Origin of the sequence: Yersinia enterocolitica (genome assembly GCA_002082245.2) — a bacterium.
GTDB classification, from domain to species: domain Bacteria; phylum Pseudomonadota; class Gammaproteobacteria; order Enterobacterales; family Enterobacteriaceae; genus Yersinia; species Yersinia enterocolitica_E.
On sequence record NBTC02000002.1, the window covers coordinates 4446930 to 4467827 of the forward strand.

The following is a 20898-nucleotide window of genomic DNA, read 5'->3' on the forward strand; positions in this document are numbered from 1 at the left end:
TCCTCTATAGACATTCGTTAAGATGCGCCGCTGTGTGAGGCAGTCGCTATACCCTTGGTACTTGGCGCTGCAGGGTTGTTAGCAACTTTCACTTACCCGAATCACTTACTTGAATAAGCTTATCGGGATATGTTCGCTTGCCGCCTACCTGCAACATCAATTCCTTTGGGTAATTGATGTGTTAAGAACTATTTGTGGGTAACGGCTTTTACGATCCGATCGCCACTGAACTGAATCAGGTAAACCAAAATTACTAATAATACTAATACAGTATTCATTACCGTGGCGTTATAGCCAATGTAACCATACTGATAACCGATCTGGCCTAAGCCACCGGCACCGACTGCACCACCCATCGCGGAATAACCGACCAGGGTAATTAATGTAATAGTGGCGGCATTCACCAAGCCGGGTAGGGCTTCGGGCAACAACACCTTTTTAATAATTTGCATTGGGGTCGCTCCCATCGCACGGGCAGCCTCAACCAAACCAGATGGAATCTCTAGTAGGGCATTCTCCACCATACGAGCAATAAAGGGGGCTGCACCGACCGTTAGTGGCACAATCGCCGCCTGTAACCCAATCGATGTACCGACAATCATTCGAGTGAATGGAATCATCCACACCAATAAGATAATAAAAGGTATGGAACGGAAAATATTCACAACTCCAGACAGGGTGCGGTAAATCTTATTGTTAGCGATAATTTGCCCTGGGCGGGTGACATACAGCAGCACCCCAACCGGTAGCCCTAGCACAAAGCCAAAGAAACCAGACACAAAAGTCATCATTAGAGTTTCCCAGACGCCTCGGCCCATTAACCACATCATTGCCTCAGACATAACCCAGAACCTCTACTTTTACATGATGATCTTGCAAAAACTTGATGGCAGCGAGGCCATCCTGATCGTCGCCATGCAGCTCTGCTAACATGACACCAAACTTAACGCCACCGGCATAATCCATCTGCGAACTGAGAATCCCGATATCAATATTGAAACGGCGCACCGCTTGTGAAATGAGTGGTGCGTCAACGGACTGACCGGTGAACTCCAATTTCAGCAGTGGAACGCGATCTGCAGTTGGTTCCTGCGTCATACGCTGGGCGTAATCTTCTGGAATATCCAAATGGAGTGTTGATTGGATAAATTGTTGCGCCAGCGGAGTTTTCGGATGCGAGAACACTTCACTGACACTGTCTTTCTCAATCAATTTGCCTTCACTTATTACAGCAACCTGATCACAGATGCGTTTCACCACATCCATTTCATGAGTAATAAGCAAAATAGTCAGCCCCAGACGACGATTAATGTCCTTAAGTAGCTCCAGAATCGAACGAGTGGTTGCCGGGTCTAATGCGCTGGTGGCTTCATCGCACAACAAGACTTTTGGATTACTGGCTAAAGCACGCGCGATAGCAACACGCTGCTTCTGACCGCCCGACAAGTTAGCCGGGTAAGCATCTTGCTTATCCGCTAAACCGACCAGATCCAACAGTTCGGTAACTCTCTTCTTTATATCTGCGCGTGACGTGTTATCCAGCTCAAGAGGCAACGCAATATTGCCATACACCGTGCGAGATGACAGTAAATTGAAATGCTGAAAAATCATGCCGATTTGACGACGCGCGCGCGTCAGTTCACCTTCAGATAAGGTTGTCAGATCTTGCCCATCAACCAGAACCTGGCCGCTGGTAGGGCGCTCTAACATATTGGCACAGCGAATCAGTGTACTTTTACCCGCACCTGATGCACCGATAACGCCATAAATTTGTCCAGCAGGGACGTGTAGACTCACGTCTGTAAGTGCGGTAATAGTGTGCGAACCCTGTTGGAACACTTTGCTGATGTGAGAAAGTTTAATCATATTATTCTTATTTTATCGTCGTTTCCGTGGCTAGATAAAAAGTAAACTTCAGCGGAACCAAAGTATAGATTGGATGTTAAGGCGTCTAGACGGCCAAGTCAACTGGCAACACCGATTCTCTTCCATTCTCAATCGGTAATGAAACATGCGATACTAGTGGGGTTTACAGCCCTCAGGAGCAGATAAGTGACTCAGCCCGTCCCCGCAATATTTTTAGATCGTGATGGTACAATTAATGTTGATCACGGTTATGTCCACGAAATTGATAACTTCCAGTTTATAGACGGTGTTATTGATGCTTGTCGTGAATTGAAAGAAATGGGTTTCGCTTTGGTATTGGTAACCAATCAATCAGGTATTGCACGCGGTATGTTTACCGAAGAGCAATTTGTAAGTCTCACCGAGTGGATGGATTGGTCTCTGGCTGACCGTGGTGTTGACCTGGACGGCATCTACTTCTGTCCGCATCACCCCGATGGCAGTGTAGCGGAGTTCAGTGAAACATGTGAATGCCGTAAACCGCTGCCTGGCATGTTACTGCAAGCACAAAGCGAATTGAACATTGATATGGCTTCTTCTTATATGGTTGGTGACAAAATTGAAGATATGCAGGCAGCATTAGCGGCTAATGTCGGCACTAAAGTGTTAGTTCGCACTGGTAAGCCTGTTAGCGCAGAAGGAGAGGCGCTAGCTGATTGGGTGCTAAATAGTCTGGCTGACCTGCCAAAAGCGATAAAAACGCGTCATAAGTAGTCTTTGCGTTCAAATAATCAGCAGTTGGAAAAAACTTTAAGATAAACTCTTGCCATTCTGAGGCGGCTCCCTATAATGCGCATCCATCGACACGGCGCTGTGAGCAACTTCACAGAGTGGCCGGGAAGAACAGAGAAAATTAACTGATTAAGTGGTTGACTCTGTAGCGGGAAAGCGTATTATCTGCCTCCCGCGTTACCGTAAGATTCGCCGAAAGGCAAACGGGTAACGAACGCTCTTTAACAATTTATCAGACAATCTGTGTGGGCACTCGCAAGACGATATCGAAGCCTGTTTCGACAGGCAGAAGAAATATCAAAGTCTTGAAGAGTGACCAAAGCAGTACACATTTGAACTTCGGTTCGAATGCATATTTGCAGAAAGTAATCTTTGAGCATCGCTGCTTTTATTAGCAGCAAATCAAACAAATCTTAAATTGAAGAGTTTGATCATGGCTCAGATTGAACGCTGGCGGCAGGCCTAACACATGCAAGTCGAGCGGCAGCGGGAAGTAGTTTACTACTTCGCCGGCGAGCGGCGGACGGGTGAGTAATGTCTGGGAAACTGCCTGATGGAGGGGGATAACTACTGGAAACGGTAGCTAATACCGCATGACCTCGCAAGAGCAAAGTGGGGGACCTTCGGGCCTCACGCCATCGGATGTGCCCAGATGGGATTAGCTAGTAGGTGGGGTAATGGCTCACCTAGGCGACGATCCCTAGCTGGTCTGAGAGGATGACCAGCCACACTGGAACTGAGACACGGTCCAGACTCCTACGGGAGGCAGCAGTGGGGAATATTGCACAATGGGCGCAAGCCTGATGCAGCCATGCCGCGTGTGTGAAGAAGGCCTTCGGGTTGTAAAGCACTTTCAGCGAGGAGGAAGGCAGTCGTGTTAATAGCACGGTTGATTGACGTTACTCGCAGAAGAAGCACCGGCTAACTCCGTGCCAGCAGCCGCGGTAATACGGAGGGTGCAAGCGTTAATCGGAATTACTGGGCGTAAAGCGCACGCAGGCGGTTTGTTAAGTCAGATGTGAAATCCCCGCGCTTAACGTGGGAACTGCATTTGAAACTGGCAAGCTAGAGTCTTGTAGAGGGGGGTAGAATTCCAGGTGTAGCGGTGAAATGCGTAGAGATCTGGAGGAATACCGGTGGCGAAGGCGGCCCCCTGGACAAAGACTGACGCTCAGGTGCGAAAGCGTGGGGAGCAAACAGGATTAGATACCCTGGTAGTCCACGCTGTAAACGATGTCGACTTGGAGGTTGTGCCCTTGAGGCGTGGCTTCCGGAGCTAACGCGTTAAGTCGACCGCCTGGGGAGTACGGCCGCAAGGTTAAAACTCAAATGAATTGACGGGGGCCCGCACAAGCGGTGGAGCATGTGGTTTAATTCGATGCAACGCGAAGAACCTTACCTACTCTTGACATCCACAGAACTTAGCAGAGATGCTTCGGTGCCTTCGGGAACTGTGAGACAGGTGCTGCATGGCTGTCGTCAGCTCGTGTTGTGAAATGTTGGGTTAAGTCCCGCAACGAGCGCAACCCTTATCCTTTGTTGCCAGCACGTAATGGTGGGAACTCAAGGGAGACTGCCGGTGACAAACCGGAGGAAGGTGGGGATGACGTCAAGTCATCATGGCCCTTACGAGTAGGGCTACACACGTGCTACAATGGCAGATACAAAGTGAAGCGAACTCGCGAGAGCAAGCGGACCACATAAAGTCTGTCGTAGTCCGGATTGGAGTCTGCAACTCGACTCCATGAAGTCGGAATCGCTAGTAATCGTAGATCAGAATGCTACGGTGAATACGTTCCCGGGCCTTGTACACACCGCCCGTCACACCATGGGAGTGGGTTGCAAAAGAAGTAGGTAGCTTAACCTTCGGGAGGGCGCTTACCACTTTGTGATTCATGACTGGGGTGAAGTCGTAACAAGGTAACCGTAGGGGAACCTGCGGTTGGATCACCTCCTTACCTAACGATACGCATTGCGTAGTGTCCACACAGATTGTCTGATAGAAAGTAACGAGCAAATAAGGCCGGACTGAGAGATTAGTCGGGCTTTAGTACCTTGTTGGGTCTGTAGCTCAGGTGGTTAGAGCGCACCCCTGATAAGGGTGAGGTCGGTGGTTCAAGTCCACTCAGACCCACCAACTCATCCTCATAGTGCGTTACAGACACACTCGTTTATACCCATAAACGTCGCGTGACTGCGCCTTGTCTGAGAATGAGTTATGCCGATAAGGTATTTTGCTTTTTATATGGGGCTATAGCTCAGCTGGGAGAGCGCCTGCCTTGCACGCAGGAGGTCAGCGGTTCGATCCCGCTTAGCTCCACCATATAAAAAAACTATTTCAAAACGTACTGCGGTCGTAAGGCACAGTGTGTTGTGAAATATTGCTCTTTAACAATCTGGAACAAGCTGAAAATTGAAACATTACAGCTGAAACTTATCTCTCCGTAGATGTACTGAGATAAAAAGTAATCTGTAATAGAGTCTCTCAAATAATCGCAATGCCAATGGGTAATCATTGTTGCAGTGTGAGCGAGAAGACACTCAGCAAGGCGTACAGCGCACAGCAACCGGAGTGAACTTAACGTTCATGAGGATTGCGCGCACTGCACAACATAGCAGAGTGTGTTCACAGCCACACCAATAACGAAAAACACCTTTGGGTTGTGAGGTTAAGCGACTAAGCGTACACGGTGGATGCCTAGGCAGTCAGAGGCGATGAAGGGCGTGCTAATCTGCGAAAAGCGTCGGTAAGCTGATATGAAGCGTTATAACCGACGATACCCGAATGGGGAAACCCAGTGCAATTCGTTGCACTATTGCATGGTGAATACATAGCCATGCAAGGCGAACCGGGGGAACTGAAACATCTAAGTACCCCGAGGAAAAGAAATCAACCGAGATTCCCCCAGTAGCGGCGAGCGAACGGGGAAGAGCCCAGAGTCTGAATCAGTTTGTGTGTTAGTGGAAGCGTCTGGAAAGTCGCACGGTACAGGGTGATAGTCCCGTACACCAAAACACACTTGCTGTGAACTCGATGAGTAGGGCGGGACACGTGACATCCTGTCTGAATATGGGGGGACCATCCTCCAAGGCTAAATACTCCTGACTGACCGATAGTGAACCAGTACCGTGAGGGAAAGGCGAAAAGAACCCCGGCGAGGGGAGTGAAATAGAACCTGAAACCGTGTACGTACAAGCAGTGGGAGCCTACTTTGTTGGGTGACTGCGTACCTTTTGTATAATGGGTCAGCGACTTATATTTTGTAGCAAGGTTAACCGAATAGGGGAGCCGTAGGGAAACCGAGTCTTAACTGGGCGTCTAGTTGCAAGGTATAGACCCGAAACCCGGTGATCTAGCCATGGGCAGGTTGAAGGTTGGGTAACACTAACTGGAGGACCGAACCGACTAATGTTGAAAAATTAGCGGATGACTTGTGGCTGGGGGTGAAAGGCCAATCAAACCGGGAGATAGCTGGTTCTCCCCGAAAGCTATTTAGGTAGCGCCTCGTGAACTCATCTTCGGGGGTAGAGCACTGTTTCGGCTAGGGGGTCATCCCGACTTACCAAACCGATGCAAACTCCGAATACCGAAGAATGTTATCACGGGAGACACACGGCGGGTGCTAACGTCCGTCGTGAAGAGGGAAACAACCCAGACCGCCAGCTAAGGTCCCAAAGTCATGGTTAAGTGGGAAACGATGTGGGAAGGCATAGACAGCCAGGATGTTGGCTTAGAAGCAGCCATCATTTAAAGAAAGCGTAATAGCTCACTGGTCGAGTCGGCCTGCGCGGAAGATGTAACGGGGCTAAACCATGCACCGAAGCTGCGGCAGCGACGCTTAGGCGTTGTTGGGTAGGGGAGCGTTCTGTAAGCCGTTGAAGGTGACCTGTGAGGGTTGCTGGAGGTATCAGAAGTGCGAATGCTGACATAAGTAACGATAATGCGGGTGAAAAACCCGCACGCCGGAAGACCAAGGGTTCCTGTCCAACGTTAATCGGGGCAGGGTGAGTCGACCCCTAAGGCGAGGCTGAAAAGCGTAGTCGATGGGAAACAGGTTAATATTCCTGTACTTGGTGTTACTGCGAAGGGGGGACGGAGAAGGCTAGGCTAGCCGGGCGACGGTTGTCCCGGTTTAAGCATGTAGGCGGAGTGACTTGGTAAATCCGGTTGCTTATCAACGCTGAGGTGTGATGACGAGCCACTACGGTGGTGAAGTAGTTGATGCCAAGCTTCCAGGAAAAGCCTCTAAGCATCAGGTAACATTAAATCGTACCCCAAACCGACACAGGTGGTCAGGTAGAGAATACTCAGGCGCTTGAGAGAACTCGGGTGAAGGAACTAGGCAAAATGGTGCCGTAACTTCGGGAGAAGGCACGCTGGCATTAGGTAAAGAGACTTGCTCTCGGCGCCGAAGCCAGTCGCAGATACCAGCTGGCTGCAACTGTTTAATAAAAACACAGCACTGTGCAAACACGAAAGTGGACGTATACGGTGTGACGCCTGCCCGGTGCTGGAAGGTTAATTGATGGGGTCAGCCGCAAGGCGAAGCTCTTGATCGAAGCCCCAGTAAACGGCGGCCGTAACTATAACGGTCCTAAGGTAGCGAAATTCCTTGTCGGGTAAGTTCCGACCTGCACGAATGGCGTAATGATGGCCAGGCTGTCTCCACCCGAGACTCAGTGAAATTGAACTCGCTGTGAAGATGCAGTGTACCCGCGGCAAGACGGAAAGACCCCGTGAACCTTTACTATAGCTTGACACTGAACATTGAGCCTTGATGTGTAGGATAGGTGGGAGGCATTGAAGTGTGGACGCCAGTCTGCATGGAGCCAACCTTGAAATACCACCCTTTAATGTTTGATGTTCTAACTCGGCCCCGTGATCCGGGGTGAGGACAGTGTCTGGTGGGTAGTTTGACTGGGGCGGTCTCCTCCCAAAGAGTAACGGAGGAGCACGAAGGTTAGCTAATCACGGTCGGACATCGTGAGGTTAGTGCAAAGGCATAAGCTAGCTTGACTGCGAGAGTGACGGCTCGAGCAGGTACGAAAGTAGGTCTTAGTGATCCGGTGGTTCTGAATGGAAGGGCCATCGCTCAACGGATAAAAGGTACTCCGGGGATAACAGGCTGATACCGCCCAAGAGTTCATATCGACGGCGGTGTTTGGCACCTCGATGTCGGCTCATCACATCCTGGGGCTGAAGTAGGTCCCAAGGGTATGGCTGTTCGCCATTTAAAGTGGTACGCGAGCTGGGTTTAGAACGTCGTGAGACAGTTCGGTCCCTATCTGCCGTGGGCGTTGGAAGATTGAGAGGGGCTGCTCCTAGTACGAGAGGACCGGAGTGGACGAATCACTGGTGTTCGGGTTGTCATGCCAATGGCATTGCCCGGTAGCTAAATTCGGAAGAGATAACCGCTGAAAGCATCTAAGCGGGAAACTTGCCTCGAGATGAGTCTTCCCTGGGGCTTTAAGCCCCCTGAAGGAACGTTAAAGACTATGACGTTGATAGGCTGGGTGTGTAAGTGCAGCGATGCATTGAGCTAACCAGTACTAATGATCCGTGAGGCTTAACCTTACAACACCAAAGGTGTTTTAGATTTGAGAGATAGAAATTTTCAGCGAAGTTCCGAGATTGGGCTGGCTGGCTGTGTGTAGGATTACATAGCGGGTTAGTTTAGACAGAATTTGCCTGGCGGCCATAGCGCGGTGGTCCCACCTGATCCCATGCCGAACTCAGAAGTGAAACGCCGTAGCGCCGATGGTAGTGTGGGGTCTCCCCATGCGAGAGTAGGACACTGCCAGGCATCAAACACGAGTTACCAGAGTGACATCTGGTAACTGACAAAATCGCTTAGAGCGGTTTTGCACAGCGCGGAGCGCTGGCCCTGTCAAGGGTAAGTATCGGGAAGATACGCGTAAAAGAATCGGTGGAGCGGTAGTTCAGTTGGTTAGAATACCTGCCTGTCACGCAGGGGGTCGCGGGTTCGAGCCCCGTCCGTTCCGCCACTTATTGCAAAACCCTGGATCTCTGATTCAGGGTTTTTTGCATTGTAATTTTTATATATTGTTGATCTGCTGGATATATTTCTGCGACAAAACCCAACCACAACTCTCTTATTGTCAGTTTGCGACTCCACCATCTGGCTCTCTGTGCTATTTATAATTTTAATTCAATGGGTTATTTACCACACTTTTAACAGAACAGAATGGTTAAGAGCAGCCTGGATACACTATAGGAATAAGGAAATATCGATTCTTGATGGGGTAAGCCCTCAGACAGAGGGCTTAATGTTATGCGGGTTCTTTACGGCAAATTAATAATGTATGCCCAATACCAAGACCATCAATATCTTTCTCAACGTAGAATCCAGCGGTAGATAAGCACTGGTAAAAAGTATCTGAATGATAAAAACGGCTATTACCGTTAGCCATACATGTAAAATAAAGAGATGAGGCATTCAAACTGAATGCACCAGCTTCAAATTGTTGCCTATCCCAAAATATCTCCATGATGCATACGTAACTATCGGGCTTCATTGCATGATGAATAAGCTTAAGAATATGGACGATTCGTTCTTCACTAAAGCAGTCTAGAAACTGACTCATCCACCAAACGTCTGCTTCTGCTGGCAATCGATCAGCTAATAACAGATCCACAGGATATGTACTGATACGGCCGCTATAGCCTTTGCTTTTGACGTTCTCGTTAGCTAAGACTAACTGTTGTGGCAAATCCAGCAATGTTATTTTCACATCAGGGTCATAGGCCGCACACTGTAAAGCCCACTTCCCAGTATTTGCACCAATGTCATATATATGTTTTGGTTCAAGATCAAAAATAGCTTTTAGCGCAAGCTGAAAGGCATTATCGGAATAAAAATGATCAAAGGCGAACCAACTTTCACGTGCGGCAGTCGGCAACTCGCTTAGTGCAGGGTAAATAGTAGGCCATTCACCAAATACGGATAATCCGGCTGGCTTTCCTGTCTCTAGTGCTTCTTTTAGATTGAATAAACCCTGATAACAAACGTCCTGAGTGAAGTCCATATTTACGCGGGTCATTTGATCATGCAATAAGTAGTGACCGACCTTGCCCAGATAAAATCGGTTTTCCTGTTGGTAGAGGATATTACCGCTAAGCCCCATGTCTAGCAGGATGCTGATTGCATATCGGCTTAGTGTGCAATGAGTCTGAAGCTCATCGAGTGTAATACCACCTTTACCTGATTCATCTAATGCAGCTAAAATTCCTGACTCTCTCAGGTTAAGCGCAGCTTGAAATAGCATAGGGGCAAAAGCTATTTTCTGAGCTTCAGTGATTGCCGCCAAAGCACTAATTTGGTCTTTATCATATCCGTAGCGCAAGCTTACGTCCTCGTAATTCAGGTAATAGCTCACCATTTAGCATTATTCAGCTTTAATGGTGAGCATAAAATTAAGATAACTATTTGTTATATAATGTTTTTATATTGACAGGCGATTTAGTTGAATCTGGATATCTTTATTCAAGTTAGCGATCCAGCGATTATATTTTGAGTGTATTTTCCCATTTTTGGCATCCATGTTAGTACTGCCAATATATTTGATTTGGTAATTATTAGCATTGTAATTAATTTGGATTTCAACAGTGTGATCGCGATTTATTAACTTCCCGTTAATCACGCCTTCAGCGCCAGGTATCATTACCCAACCACGGTTTATCCCACCAGCCAGAATCGCTTTTTGTACTTCTGAAGTCGTGTGACTACCAATTATCGTTTGGTTAACGTTTTGGATAGGCGTCGTACCTGCACATCCAACAATAAATGTGATAGATACCAACCCGACCAAGAGTGCTTTTAATAGTTTCATGATGATCCAATTAATTAATGATTTTCATGTTAACCCATGATAGGAGTAACGGAAGAATGCTAAATAGCAGAGATAAAATACTCTGACTTATTCTAATACACAAATATTCTTATGTTTGTTTTGTTTTAAATAAATGTAAAATTTATATTGTTATTTTGCGTCATTTTTATTTTAAAATAATAATTACTTTTATTAAGTTTTTATCTAAAGAATGTTGAAGTTATGCCGATAAATAAAATATTTTACTTTTTAATTTTTTAAAAAATGCGATATGAATGGCCGATAATTAAACCAAAAGATAATAGATAAAGTTTTTAAATGCTTTTTACCTAAAAATAGAATAAATTATCTCGCTTTGCTGTCTGGAAGTTCTGATATCGTGGCTCATTCATTGAATGTATTGAACTGGCGTGCTTTGGCTCCTGGTATGGAGTCGCAAGAGCACTGGCTTGCCTGGGCACAGGAGGAGGCACTCTCGGCGACATGGCAAGGGGATTTACCCAAGTCATCGCATATCCCTATGATGTCCGCTAGAAGAATGAGTACAGGCAGCCGACTAGCCGTTGAAGCGGGGCTTTCGTTACTAGAGGAAGACACGGCTGATATGGCGATATTTACCAGTCGCCATGGGGAATTAGAGCGCACTTATAAAATATTGCAATCCCTCCATCAGCAGCAGAATATTTCGCCAACAGATTTTGCTATGTCAGTGCATAATACTGCCTCCGGCTGGTTAACTATCATGGCGAGCAATACCATGCCAGTGACGTCTCTTGCCGCAGGCATAGATAGTTTTCAACAAGGTATAGTCGAAGCTATGGGGATGCTGGCTTGCGGCGCTGAGCGTGTGTTATTGGTCGATTTCGATGGAGTAATGCCTGATTTTTATCATTCTCAGACTTCTCCAATAGGGTTGCCCTATGCCTTGGCATTAGTGTTAACCACCGGCGATGATTTACAGTGTGAACGTATTTCTAAGATTGATGTTAATAATTCTGAATTGCCTCAGGGTCTTAGTTTTTTACGTAATTGGTTGAGCAAAAAGGGTTCTTTCGTTATACAAGGCCAGCATAATAATTGGCACTGGAGTCAGTGATGGACAGTTCTCTTGCAGTACAAACTGCACCCCAACATTCTTCTTTGCTAAATCGGTTATGGCGAGTGGCTGCAACCGGTTTTTGTTTTGCACTTTTTGGCCTAGGTGGGCTGTTATTATCTATTCTATGGTTTACCTCTCTGCGCCTAATTGTTCGCTCTGAAGTAGTGCGTAACCAGATCACTCAGCAAAGTATTCGTTATAGTTTTCAACTGTTCTTGCGTATTGCTAAATTTCTGGGTGTTTTTGATTATCAAATAGAAAATAATGAGCTGTTTTGTGAGGACTCGGGGTGTCTGATTGTTGCTAACCATCCTAGCTTATTAGATTATGTGCTGTTGGCAGCACACATGCCAAGATGTGATTGTATTGTCAAAGAAGCGTTGTTAAATAACATATTTGTTTCCGGTGTGATTAAATCCGCAGGATACTTAGTTAATGCTGAATCAGATAAATTATTAGCACACTGTAAAGCGCGTTTAGGCCGAGGAGGAAGTATCCTTATATTTCCTGAAGGGACCAGAACAACCGCAGGTTGTGCACTGAATTTGCAACGAGGAGCGGCGAATATCGCGCTACATAGTGGGTGTGATATTCGCGTAGTATATATTGATTGCAACCCACCAATGCTGACGAAAGAACTAAAATGGTATAATATACCGCCGGTAAAACCTCAATTTAATATTATTGTTCAAAATAAAATCAATAGTAATGACTTTATTCAAGATAGCGATTTATCGTTAGCACTTGCTGCACGACGACTTACTAAACATTTAACCTGTGCATTAATGCCTGAATCTAAGAGAAAGAGTTAATGGAATTACTAAGTTGTGAGATTAAACAGCTAATTATTGATGCCCTAAATCTGGAAGGTATGTCGGTGGATGATATTGACTCACAGGCTGCATTATTTGGTGACGGTTTAGGCTTAGATTCAATCGATGCGCTAGAACTGGGATTAGCACTCAAAAACCGATATAGCGTTGTACTCTCTGCTGAGAGTGAAGATATGCGTCAGCACTTTTATTCGGTAGAAACGCTCGCGAAATTTATTTCTCAACAGCGTAACTAACAGGATATTGTCATAATGGAAAAACAAGAAATTTATCAGCAAATTACAGCTCTTCTGGTTAAGCTATTTGAAATTGATGAAGCTGACATCAAACCAGAATCACGGCTTTATGAAGAGTTAGAGCTAGACAGTATTGATGCTGTCGATCTGGTTGTACATTTGCAGAAAGTGACGGGTAAAAAAATAATGCCGGAAATGTTCAAATCCGTTCGAACGGTTCAAGATATTGTCGATGCCGTCGATAATTTATTAAACACCAAGTCGTAAATGGTGAAATCAGGTGACAGCTAATCAGCGTAATTTATTCATTGGTCGCCTGACTGTTTTGCTCAAAATCCTCACCGTTATTGCACTTACAGCCTACCCACTGGCGGTATGGTTTGGTTTATCGCGCTGGGGAATGCAGGTATTAGCGCCAATATTGTTATTAATGTTTACATTGCGCCTCTTTGCCGTGCGCAGCAAAATTAAGCAACAACTTTGGTTAGGTAAAGCGCTGGCGCTTGCTGGCATTATTCTGTCTTTGGCAAGCTGGGGTTTAGGCAAGGCGCAGTGGTTGTTGTTTTATCCTGTCGCGGTAAACATCATTTTACTGGTGCTGTTTTCCTATTCTTTATTTCGCCCCCCACCCATCATTGAAAGATTGGCAAGGCTGTCCGAGCCTGAATTATCTTCCCGAGCGGTGGCTTATACCCGAAAGGTGACACAGGTATGGTGCGGATTTTTTGCAGTAAATGGCACTATTGCTCTGGCGACCTGTTTATACGGCAATATGCATATATGGGCTTTATATAACGGTGGCTTGAGCTATTTACTTATTGGTTCTTTGATGGGTCTGGAATGGATAATCAGGAAAAGGGTTCAACAGCAGTAAATCTACCCATGGCGAATTGGTTGGATCATTCTCGGGATGATGACCAGGTTATCGCCATGTGTGGCGCAAAGACCATAACCTTGAGTCAATTCAGGTGCGATGTTACCTATCTATTTAATAAAATTAATTTTTTACCCAATCAGCGCTGGGCATTATGTTTTGAAAATAGCTATTGGTTTACTGTTGCGCTGCTGGCTACGCTGTATTGCCAAAAAACGCCGGTAATTTTCGGCCATGCACGTGAGGCCGTTCTCAAAGAGCAATTGCATGAGTTTGATGGCCTGCTGACGGATCAATTACTGAATCTTGCCTGTCCAAGCGTTATAGTCGCAAGCCATGCCTCTAGTGAGACTGCCTATCATCCATTACCTGATTGGCCTTCTGCTGCGTCATTAATCCTCTTCACCTCGGGTTCTACGGGGGCTCCAAAAGCAGTCGTTAAATCTGTTGCGAGTTTGGATACCGAAAGCCATTGGCTGGCTGTTCAATGGGGAGGGCGCTTTGATAGAAAGAATAACCCATTAATTGTTGCGTCGGTGTCTCATCAACATTTATACGGGCTGACTTTTCGTATCTTTTTACCCCTCTCGCTGGGTATTCCCTTTCAGGCTGAGTTGATTGGTTATCATGAACAACTTCAGTCACTACCTGAATCTTGCTCACCAATATTTATTAGCAGTCCGGCATTTCTAAAGCGCATGGATACAAAATTGTCGCCGATTTTGTGTCGACAGATATTTTCCGCGGGCGGGCCGCTCAGTTATCAGGATGCGCAATCTACTTTAAATACACTGGGTACATTGCCAACAGAGATTTATGGTGCCACTGAAACCGGTGTTATTGCTTATCGCCACCAATCAGCACCTGAACAAGCATGGCAGTTTTTCTCCGGTGTCAGTTTGGACATCAACAGCGACAATACTTTCACTGTTTACTCTGCCTTGATACCTGAATCAACAGGTATACCAATGAGCGATATTATAGAGCTATCCGATAACCGGCAGCGTTTTTATCTGCTGGGGCGTAAAGATCGAATAGTTAAAATAGAAGAGAAGCGTGTTTCACTCACAGAGATAGAACAGCGCTTAATGTCACTTCCTGAAATTGCAGATGCGACGGTATTGGTCTTAAGCCAAAACGAAAGAGTGAACATTGCTGCTGTTGTGGTATTGACCGACACAGGTAAAGAGCAACTTGCAGCAGAATCATTGAGGTCTTTTACTCAAAGCTTACGCAATACTTTGCGCCACTGGCTTGAGCCGGTCTCTGTTCCTCGTCGTTTACGTGTGATTGATGTTATCCCGCTGAATCCACAAGGGAAGCGTGATTATGCCCGCTTACAGGAGCTATTCTTATGATGTTGCCCGTCGTCGTCAGTCAGCAAATAACAGGTGATCACTTTGCCAGCATCGATCTCTTATTACCTGCTGATTTACTGTGGTTTAGTGGTCATTTCCCCACCTGTTCAATATTGCCCGGCGTCGCACAAATCAATTGGGTTATGCACTACGCCAATCAGTTACTGGGTCCGTTGCCGGTCGTGAGAAGTATCGATGTCGTAAAATTCCAGCGGCCACTGATGCCTGATGATGAAGTCACTCTCGTACTTAATTGGCAACGAACAAATCATAAACTGATGTTTAAGTACCTTGTCCATGGCGAAATAACTGCCAGTAGTGGAAAAATATCTCTATGTCAGTAACCACTTTCGCGCCGTGCGTGGTTATCCCTTGTTTCAATCATGGTGAGACCATGGCGGGTGTGTTATCTCAGTTGGCTATGTATCAATTGCCATGTCTGATAATTGATGATGGCAGTGATGTTGATACTGCCAATGAGCTAACACGCCTGGCGGCGAAATACCCGTGGGTGGTGCTAATAACACAACCCGGAAATCGGGGGAAGGGGCATGCCGTTCTGAATGGACTGACCGTGGCACAAAAGCAGGGTTACAGCCATGCGCTACAAGTCGATGCTGATGGCCAGCACCAATTATCTGATATTCCAATAATGCTGGGCGAGGCGGAAAAATACCCCCATCATCTAATTTCAGGGCGACCGGTTTACGATGAGTCTGTACCGAAGGCGCGGCTTTATGGCCGCTATATCACCCACTTCTGGGTATGGATCGAAACTTTATCTTTGTCGCTGAAAGACAGTATGTGTGGTTTTCGCGTTTATCCGATTGCCGAAACACAGGCTTTGGCTGCCCGGCACCCATTGGGTGTGCGAATGGATTTTGATACTGAGGTGATGGTGAGATTATATTGGCAGGGAACTGAGAGCCGGTTCTTGCCAACACAGGTCACCTATCCCGCAGAAGGTATTTCACATTTTGATGCGCTGCATGACAACTTACGTATTTCGTGGATGCATACCCGGCTATTTTTTGGCATGTTGCCGCGTATTCCTGCGTTGCTAAAGCGTAATATGCAAAAGCCCGAGCACCATTGGTCCCAGACGAAAGAACGCAATGGTTTGTGGGGGATGCGCTTGATGTTACGCAGTTATAAAATTCTGGGGCGCACAACTTTTAACCTGTTGTTATATCCTGTTATTGGCTATTTTTGGCTTACCGGACATCGTCAGCGCCAGGCATCAAACCATTATTTACAACACCTTACGGCTTTCGCCAAACAGCAAAATCACCCCTTACCGGCATCCTTAAACAGCTTCCGCCATTTCATGCGGTTTGGTGAGTCTATGCTCGATAAACTGGCGAGCTGGCAAGGGGATTTAGTGATGGGTAAAGATGTGGTTTTGGTTGGGCGTGAGCGCTGTGAGGCACAAATCGCCAGCCGTCAGGGGGCGCTAATTCTGGCATCGCATTTAGGTGATATTGAATCTTGTCGCGCTTTGGCTGAGCTATCTGTTGGTGTAAAAGTTAATGCATTGGTCTTTACCCAGCATGCTGCCCGTTTTAATCAGGTCATGCAGGAGATTAACCCACACGCACTGATTAACCTTATCCAGGTAACCTCTATTGGACCTGATACTGCCATTTTATTGCGCCAGAAGCTGGATGAAGGGGAGTGGGTCGCGATTGTTGGTGATAGAACCTCCGTCAGCCCTTATCAACGAGATAACCAACCAAGAGTCATTTGGAGCACCTTCTTAGGCCACCCAGCACCTTTCCCGGTTGGGCCGTTTGCGTTAGCTGCGGCATTGCGCTGCCCGGTGTTTTTGATGTTTGGTTTAAAACTCGGTAGGCAGGGGAAGGAGGCTGCACCATCAGGTGTTATTGATCCCGCATCTGCTGCCCGATTACATGTTTATTTTGAACCTTTCGCCGATCCATTGATATTACCGCGAGCAAATCGTCAGTCGGCATTGCAACAGGCAGTGGAGAGTTACGCCGCCCGCCTGGAGCACTACAGTTTATTAGCGCCGCTCGATTGGTTTAATTTTTATGATTTTTGGCATTTAAACGATGAAAAGCCAAACCAAGGAAATCAGTGACATGAATTTACCCGATGACCCGCGTTTTACTACCCGGATAGTTCACAATATCCCGTTTCATGATATTGACCCTATGGGGGTGGTGTGGCATGGCAATTATTTCCGTTATTTTGAAATTGCTCGTGAGGCTTTACTGAATCAAATTGATTATGGTTACCGCGCGATGCAGGCGTCAGGCTATGTGTGGCCAATAGTTGATACGCGAGTGAAATACATTGCCCCGCTCGAATTTGAACAGCGTATTCATATTTGTGCCTCTATTGAAGAATATGAGAACCGCTTACGTATCGGTTACCAGATTTATGATGCGACCAGCGCGAAGCGCATGACAACCGGCTACACCATTCAGGTTGCCGTTAAAGCATCCACGAAAGAAATGAGCTTTGTTTCACCGCCGGTACTGCTGGAAAGAATGGGTATCGTCTCATGAAATCGATATTCACCGTTCTCTTACTGTGTCTCAGTATCAGCGCTCATGCGGTAACGTTGGCATCGTTACAACAACGATTCAGCGAACAACCGGTGTTGCGCGCCGAATTTGAACAGCAGCGCAGTATTAGTGGAATGAATAAACCTTTAAAATCAAGTGGTAATTTACTGATTTCACAGGATAAAGGGCTGTGGTGGTCACAGCAGCAACCTTTCGTTCTGACACTGCTACTCGACGATAAGCGCATGGTGCAAACCATGGCCGGCCAGCCTGCGCAGGTTATTACTGCTGACAGCAATCCGCAAATGTTCCAATTTAATCACTTATTAACGGCACTATTTCATGCTGATACGTCGATTTTGGAGCAGAATTTTACCTTAGCTTTCACTGATAGTGGTCAAGATCGTTGGGTGTTAGTGCTCACCCCGAAAACCACACCATTGGATAAGCTCTTTAAAAGCATCACGTTGCACGGTCAATATTTTCTGGAAACTATCGATATTGAAGATATGCAGGGCGATGGGACCCACATCCGGTTTTTCAACCAATTAACTGAACCTAAGATACTGAGCCATGCCGAACAGCAGCTTTTTGCGCACTGATTGCCATCGAAAACTGGCTATCGGCTGGTTACTTATCTGTTTGCTGTTACTGGCAACATTACTCTGGCTGATCCCTCGTAGTCAGATTAACAGCAGTGTCTTGGCACTATTGCCCAAGCAGGAGTTGGCAGGCGTACCTGTCGAATTAACCGCAGGGTTTAATCAGCGTCTTGATCGCCAATTAGTGTGGCTGGTTAGCCCAGCAGAAGACCAATTGGCTCCGGTGAACTGGTGGTTGCAGCAGTTACAAAAAATGCCTGCGCTGCATCAGGTCAGTGGTGAGATGACTGCTCAACGTTTACAGGCGTGGGGCGCCTTTTTCTTTCAGCATCGTAATGTATTGTTGGATGAGGCTACCCGTCTGCGATTAAGCCATGGTGGAGCGGCACAGGCTCAGTGGATATTGGGGCAGGCGTATTCGGCATTTGCTGGCGTGAGTGGTAAAGAGTTGCAGTATGATCCTTTACTGTTGGTCCGTGGCTCTCAATTAGCACAACAACAAAACAGTGGGGCATTAAGTATCAGTAAGGGCTGGCTGGTGGCGAAAGATAGCCAGGGCCGCCCATGGTATTTGATTCACGGTGAATTACGCGCTTCATCTTATGATATGGCCAGTGCCCGTAGCACCGTTGAGTCATTGGCTGAATTAAAGCAGCAACTTCAGCAGCGTTGGCCCGGTACTGAAGTCTTGGAACGCGGCACCCTTTTTTACAGTAATTACGCGAGTCAGCAGGCTGAAAGTGATATCTCGACCATTGGTTTGATCTCCGTCGCCGGTGTATTCCTGCTGATATTGATAATGTTTAAATCGCTATTGCCACTCGCCTTATGCCTTTTATCAATAACTATTGGGGCATTGGCTGGGGCGGTTGCCACGTTACTGGTCTTTGGCGAAGTCCATGTTATGACGCTGGTATTGAGTGCCAGTATCATTGGTATTTCAGCGGATTACACGCTTTATTACCTGACAGACCGCATGGCGCACGGTGGCCAAACGACGCCATTGGAGAGCCTGGCAAAACTTTTCCCAGCCCTGTCAATGGCGCTACTCACCACCGTAATTGCCTATCTGATTCTGCTTATTGCGCCTTTCCCTGGGTTGCAGCAATTGGCTGTTTTTGCCGCCGCAGGTCTAACCGCCGCCTGTATCACGGTGATGTGTTGGTATCCGATATTGGCTAAACGGTTGCCGGTGCGCCCGGTTCCGCGCCTAAAGCTTATTTATCTGTGGCTAGAGAGTTGGCAAAACAACCGAATGTTACGTTTAGGCTTGCCGGCCCTGATTGCTATTTTGACTATCAGTGGGTTAGCCACATTAAAAATTAATGACGATATCAGTGAATTGCAGGCGATGCCGCGTGAGTTCCAGCAACAGGAACAGCGCATTGCGGCACTTACCGGTCAGCACAGCGATCAAAAATGGTTCGTTGTGTATGGTGATAATGCTGAACAGGCATTGCAACGTCTGGAGCAATTCTCTCCACAGCTATCACAGGCGAAAAAGGCTGGATGGATTGAAAGTTATCGTGTGTTGCCGCTGCCATCATTATTGCGGCAGCAACAAAATCTGGCATTACTTGAACAAACCGCGCCAACTATTATCCACCAATTGCAACAGGCGGGTATTAGCGTTTCTCTGCCAGATTTGCCAGCACAAGGCAACCAGCATACATGGGTGACCCCGGAACAATGGCTTGGCTCGGTGGTCAGTGAGGGCTGGCGATTGCTTTGGCTCTCATTACCTGATGGGCGCACAGCGATGTTGGTGCCGGTAAGTGGTGTCAGTAATCCGGCGGCACTGCAACAGTTAGCGGAGTCCGTGCCAGGAGTGACTTGGGTTGACAGGAAAACAGAGTTCAATGCGCTATTTTCTCTCTACCGCGCCTATCTATCATGGTTGTTACTCATTGCAGTGGTTGCTATAGCTGTAGTCTATTGCTGGCGCCTGGGTCTGCGTCGCGGCCTCTATTGTGTGGCACCGACGTTACTTTCATTGGGGATGGGGCTGGCGGTACTTTCTCTTACCGGCCACTCGTTAAATCTCTTCTCGTTGCTGGCATTAATATTGGTTCTGGGGATTGGTATCAATTATACCCTGTTCTTTACCAATCCCCGAGGGACGCCTAGCACCTCAATGTTTGCTATTTTTATGGCGGTGTTCACCACGCAACTGACTTTCGGCATGCTGGTATTTAGCCACACCCAAGCCATCAGTAGCTTTGGCATTGTGCTGAGTAGTGGTGTGTTTACAGCCTTCTTATTAGCGCCTCTGGCGCTGCCCAAGCCAAAAGGAGAGCCTGAGTGAATTATAAACGCTGTGGGGTGTTACTCGTTTTAGCCTTATTGATTGTAGGGTGTGCCAGTTCGCCGGACCAAACACAGCCTAAAGCCTGGCTTAAGCCCGGGGTGCGGGTCGCTTTGCCGCAACCGACTTTGGCACAACCTATCAATCAGCAGCAATTACTGACTGCAACAGCGCAGGGGAAGCAGCAGTCATTATTAGTGTTACTTCAGGCTGATGGGCAGCGCTTAACCTTGGTTGGGCTGTCGCCGCTTGGGATCCGCTTGTTCAAGGTTTCCTATGACCTGCAAGGTATTCATTTAGAGCAAACCATGAAAATTGTTGGATTACCTCCAGCAAATCAGGTTCTTGCCGATATTATGCTGAGTTATTGGCCCATCATATCATGGCGTCCGTTATTACCCGGAAATTGGCGGTTGGTGGATGAAGGGGATACACGCAGACTCTATGATGACAAAAACCAAATAGTGACAGAGATTCGCTACCAGCTATCAGGTAACACCCGTAAGCCAATCACTATTGAGCAATTTGTCTTTCACTACCGTATTACTATCCAAAATGTGGAGGAGTAACAG

At 47.0% G+C, this 20898-nt stretch carries 17 protein-coding genes, 3 tRNA genes, 3 rRNA genes and 1 pseudogene; 19 read left to right on the plus strand and 5 right to left on the minus strand.

Translation table 11 applies throughout. The annotated features are described in order from the left end of the window. Positions 1 to 188: 188 nt before the first annotated feature. Positions 189 to 842, minus strand: a complete 654-nt coding sequence (locus A6J66_021715) for a D-methionine ABC transporter permease MetI (protein ID PNM26540.1) — start codon at positions 840 to 842, stop codon at positions 189 to 191. Then, on the minus strand, positions 835 to 1866 hold the full coding sequence (metN, locus tag A6J66_021720; GenBank protein ID PNM26541.1) for a D-methionine ABC transporter, ATP-binding protein: 1032 nt from the start codon (positions 1864 to 1866) through the stop codon (positions 835 to 837). The genes A6J66_021715 and metN overlap by 8 nt, the downstream gene beginning before the upstream one ends. Before the next feature lie 186 nt (positions 1867 to 2052). Here metN and A6J66_021725 point away from each other — a divergent pair, with 186 nt between their 5' ends. Next, positions 2053 to 2619, plus strand: a complete 567-nt coding sequence (locus A6J66_021725) for a D-glycero-beta-D-manno-heptose-1,7-bisphosphate 7-phosphatase (GenBank protein ID PNM26542.1) — start codon at positions 2053 to 2055, stop codon at positions 2617 to 2619. Between the two features lie 250 nt (positions 2620 to 2869). Here the strand turns inward: A6J66_021725 and A6J66_021730 are convergent. Beyond that, a pseudogene (locus A6J66_021730) lies at positions 2870 to 3047 on the minus strand (hypothetical protein). 5 nt (positions 3048 to 3052) lie between these two features. Between A6J66_021730 and A6J66_021735 the strand changes: the two are divergent. From A6J66_021735 to A6J66_021760, 6 genes are all read left to right on the plus strand, one after another. Further along, positions 3053 to 4598: ribosomal RNA gene (locus A6J66_021735) — 16S ribosomal RNA — on the plus strand. Positions 4599 to 4697: 99 nt separating this feature from the next. After that, a tRNA-Ile gene (locus A6J66_021740) sits at positions 4698 to 4774 on the plus strand. Between the two features lie 110 nt (positions 4775 to 4884). Further along, positions 4885 to 4960 (plus strand) — tRNA-Ala (locus A6J66_021745). Positions 4961 to 5295: 335 nt separating this feature from the next. Beyond that, positions 5296 to 8233 (plus strand): 23S ribosomal RNA (locus tag A6J66_021750). Positions 8234 to 8325: 92 nt separating this feature from the next. Then, positions 8326 to 8441: ribosomal RNA gene (rrf, locus tag A6J66_021755) — 5S ribosomal RNA — on the plus strand. Together the 16S, 23S and 5S rRNA genes with 3 tRNA genes alongside form the textbook arrangement of a ribosomal RNA operon. A 125-nt stretch (positions 8442 to 8566) precedes the next feature. Beyond that, positions 8567 to 8643 (plus strand) — tRNA-Asp (locus A6J66_021760). Between the two features lie 285 nt (positions 8644 to 8928). Here the strand turns inward: A6J66_021760 and A6J66_021765 are convergent. Further along, positions 8929 to 10038: an SAM-dependent methyltransferase gene (locus A6J66_021765; GenBank protein PNM26543.1), complete on the minus strand. Its 1110-nt coding sequence runs from the start codon at positions 10036 to 10038 to the stop codon at positions 8929 to 8931. A 63-nt stretch (positions 10039 to 10101) separates the two neighbouring features. Further along, positions 10102 to 10488: a hypothetical protein gene (locus A6J66_021770; protein PNM26544.1), complete on the minus strand. Its 387-nt coding sequence runs from the start codon at positions 10486 to 10488 to the stop codon at positions 10102 to 10104. Positions 10489 to 10867: 379 nt separating this feature from the next. Between A6J66_021770 and A6J66_021775 the strand changes: the two genes are divergently transcribed. From A6J66_021775 to A6J66_021830, 12 genes are read left to right on the plus strand one after another with little or no spacing between them, the layout of a single operon-like run. Beyond that, on the plus strand, positions 10868 to 11584 hold the full coding sequence (locus A6J66_021775) for a beta-ketoacyl synthase (protein ID PNM26545.1): 717 nt from the start codon (positions 10868 to 10870) through the stop codon (positions 11582 to 11584). After that, positions 11572 to 12399 carry a 1-acyl-sn-glycerol-3-phosphate acyltransferase gene (locus A6J66_021780; GenBank protein ID PNM27118.1) on the plus strand — a complete coding sequence of 276 codons (828 nt, stop codon included), beginning with the start codon at positions 11572 to 11574 and terminating at the stop codon, positions 12397 to 12399. The genes A6J66_021775 and A6J66_021780 overlap by 13 nt, the downstream gene beginning before the upstream one ends. Continuing rightward, entirely contained in the window at positions 12399 to 12656 is a 258-nt protein-coding gene (locus A6J66_021785) for an acyl carrier protein (protein ID PNM26546.1), read from the plus strand. Before A6J66_021780 ends, A6J66_021785 begins: the two co-directional genes overlap by 1 nt. A gap of 15 nt (positions 12657 to 12671) precedes the next feature. Next, complete coding sequence (locus A6J66_021790) at positions 12672 to 12923, plus strand: acyl carrier protein (GenBank protein ID PNM26547.1); 252 nt, start codon at positions 12672 to 12674, stop codon at positions 12921 to 12923. A 13-nt stretch (positions 12924 to 12936) separates the two neighbouring features. Beyond that, positions 12937 to 13530 carry a DNA gyrase subunit B gene (locus A6J66_021795; GenBank protein ID PNM26548.1) on the plus strand — a complete coding sequence of 198 codons (594 nt, stop codon included), beginning with the start codon at positions 12937 to 12939 and terminating at the stop codon, positions 13528 to 13530. Then, a complete protein-coding gene (locus A6J66_021800; protein ID PNM26549.1) occupies positions 13497 to 14888 on the plus strand; it encodes an AMP-binding protein in 1392 nt (463 codons plus the stop codon). Before A6J66_021795 ends, A6J66_021800 begins: the two co-directional genes overlap by 34 nt. Beyond that, a complete protein-coding gene (locus A6J66_021805; GenBank protein PNM26550.1) occupies positions 14885 to 15232 on the plus strand; it encodes a hydroxymyristoyl-ACP dehydratase in 348 nt (115 codons plus the stop codon). Before A6J66_021800 ends, A6J66_021805 begins: the two co-directional genes overlap by 4 nt. After that, the gene (locus tag A6J66_021810) at positions 15223 to 16989 is read left to right on the plus strand and encodes a glycosyltransferase family 2 protein (protein PNM26551.1); all 1767 of its coding nucleotides are present in this window, start codon (positions 15223 to 15225) and stop codon (positions 16987 to 16989) included. Before A6J66_021805 ends, A6J66_021810 begins: the two co-directional genes overlap by 10 nt. Beyond that, positions 16961 to 17419, plus strand: a complete 459-nt coding sequence (locus A6J66_021815; protein ID PNM26552.1) for an acyl-CoA thioesterase — start codon at positions 16961 to 16963, stop codon at positions 17417 to 17419. The genes A6J66_021810 and A6J66_021815 overlap by 29 nt, the downstream gene beginning before the upstream one ends. Then, complete coding sequence (locus A6J66_021820) at positions 17416 to 18021, plus strand: outer membrane lipoprotein carrier protein LolA (protein PNM26553.1); 606 nt, start codon at positions 17416 to 17418, stop codon at positions 18019 to 18021. The genes A6J66_021815 and A6J66_021820 overlap by 4 nt, the downstream gene beginning before the upstream one ends. Continuing rightward, entirely contained in the window at positions 18011 to 20326 is a 2316-nt protein-coding gene (locus A6J66_021825) for a hypothetical protein (protein PNM27119.1), read from the plus strand. Before A6J66_021820 ends, A6J66_021825 begins: the two co-directional genes overlap by 11 nt. Next, positions 20323 to 20895, plus strand: coding sequence for a DUF3261 domain-containing protein (locus A6J66_021830; protein ID PNM26554.1), 573 nt, complete (start codon positions 20323 to 20325; stop codon positions 20893 to 20895). The genes A6J66_021825 and A6J66_021830 overlap by 4 nt, the downstream gene beginning before the upstream one ends. The last annotated feature ends 3 nt before the right edge of the window (positions 20896 to 20898 follow it).

Bases quoted from the DNA above. Each gene is read 5' to 3' on its own strand.
- A6J66_021715 (PNM26540.1), bottom strand. From the start codon at position 842: ATGTCTGAGGCAATGATGTGGTTAATGGGCCGAGGCGTCTGGGAAACT.
- metN (PNM26541.1), bottom strand. From the start codon at position 1,866: ATGATTAAACTTTCTCACATCAGCAAAGTGTTCCAACAGGGTTCGCAC.
- A6J66_021765 (PNM26543.1), bottom strand. From the start codon at position 10,038: ATGGTGAGCTATTACCTGAATTACGAGGACGTAAGCTTGCGCTACGGA.
- A6J66_021770 (PNM26544.1), bottom strand. From the start codon at position 10,488: ATGAAACTATTAAAAGCACTCTTGGTCGGGTTGGTATCTATCACATTT.
- A6J66_021785 (PNM26546.1), top strand. From the start codon at position 12,399: ATGGAATTACTAAGTTGTGAGATTAAACAGCTAATTATTGATGCCCTA.
- A6J66_021790 (PNM26547.1), top strand. From the start codon at position 12,672: ATGGAAAAACAAGAAATTTATCAGCAAATTACAGCTCTTCTGGTTAAG.
- A6J66_021800 (PNM26549.1), top strand. From the start codon at position 13,497: ATGGATAATCAGGAAAAGGGTTCAACAGCAGTAAATCTACCCATGGCG.
- A6J66_021805 (PNM26550.1), top strand. From the start codon at position 14,885: ATGATGTTGCCCGTCGTCGTCAGTCAGCAAATAACAGGTGATCACTTT.
- A6J66_021810 (PNM26551.1), top strand. From the start codon at position 15,223: ATGTCAGTAACCACTTTCGCGCCGTGCGTGGTTATCCCTTGTTTCAAT.
- A6J66_021815 (PNM26552.1), top strand. From the start codon at position 16,961: ATGAAAAGCCAAACCAAGGAAATCAGTGACATGAATTTACCCGATGAC.
- A6J66_021820 (PNM26553.1), top strand. From the start codon at position 17,416: ATGAAATCGATATTCACCGTTCTCTTACTGTGTCTCAGTATCAGCGCT.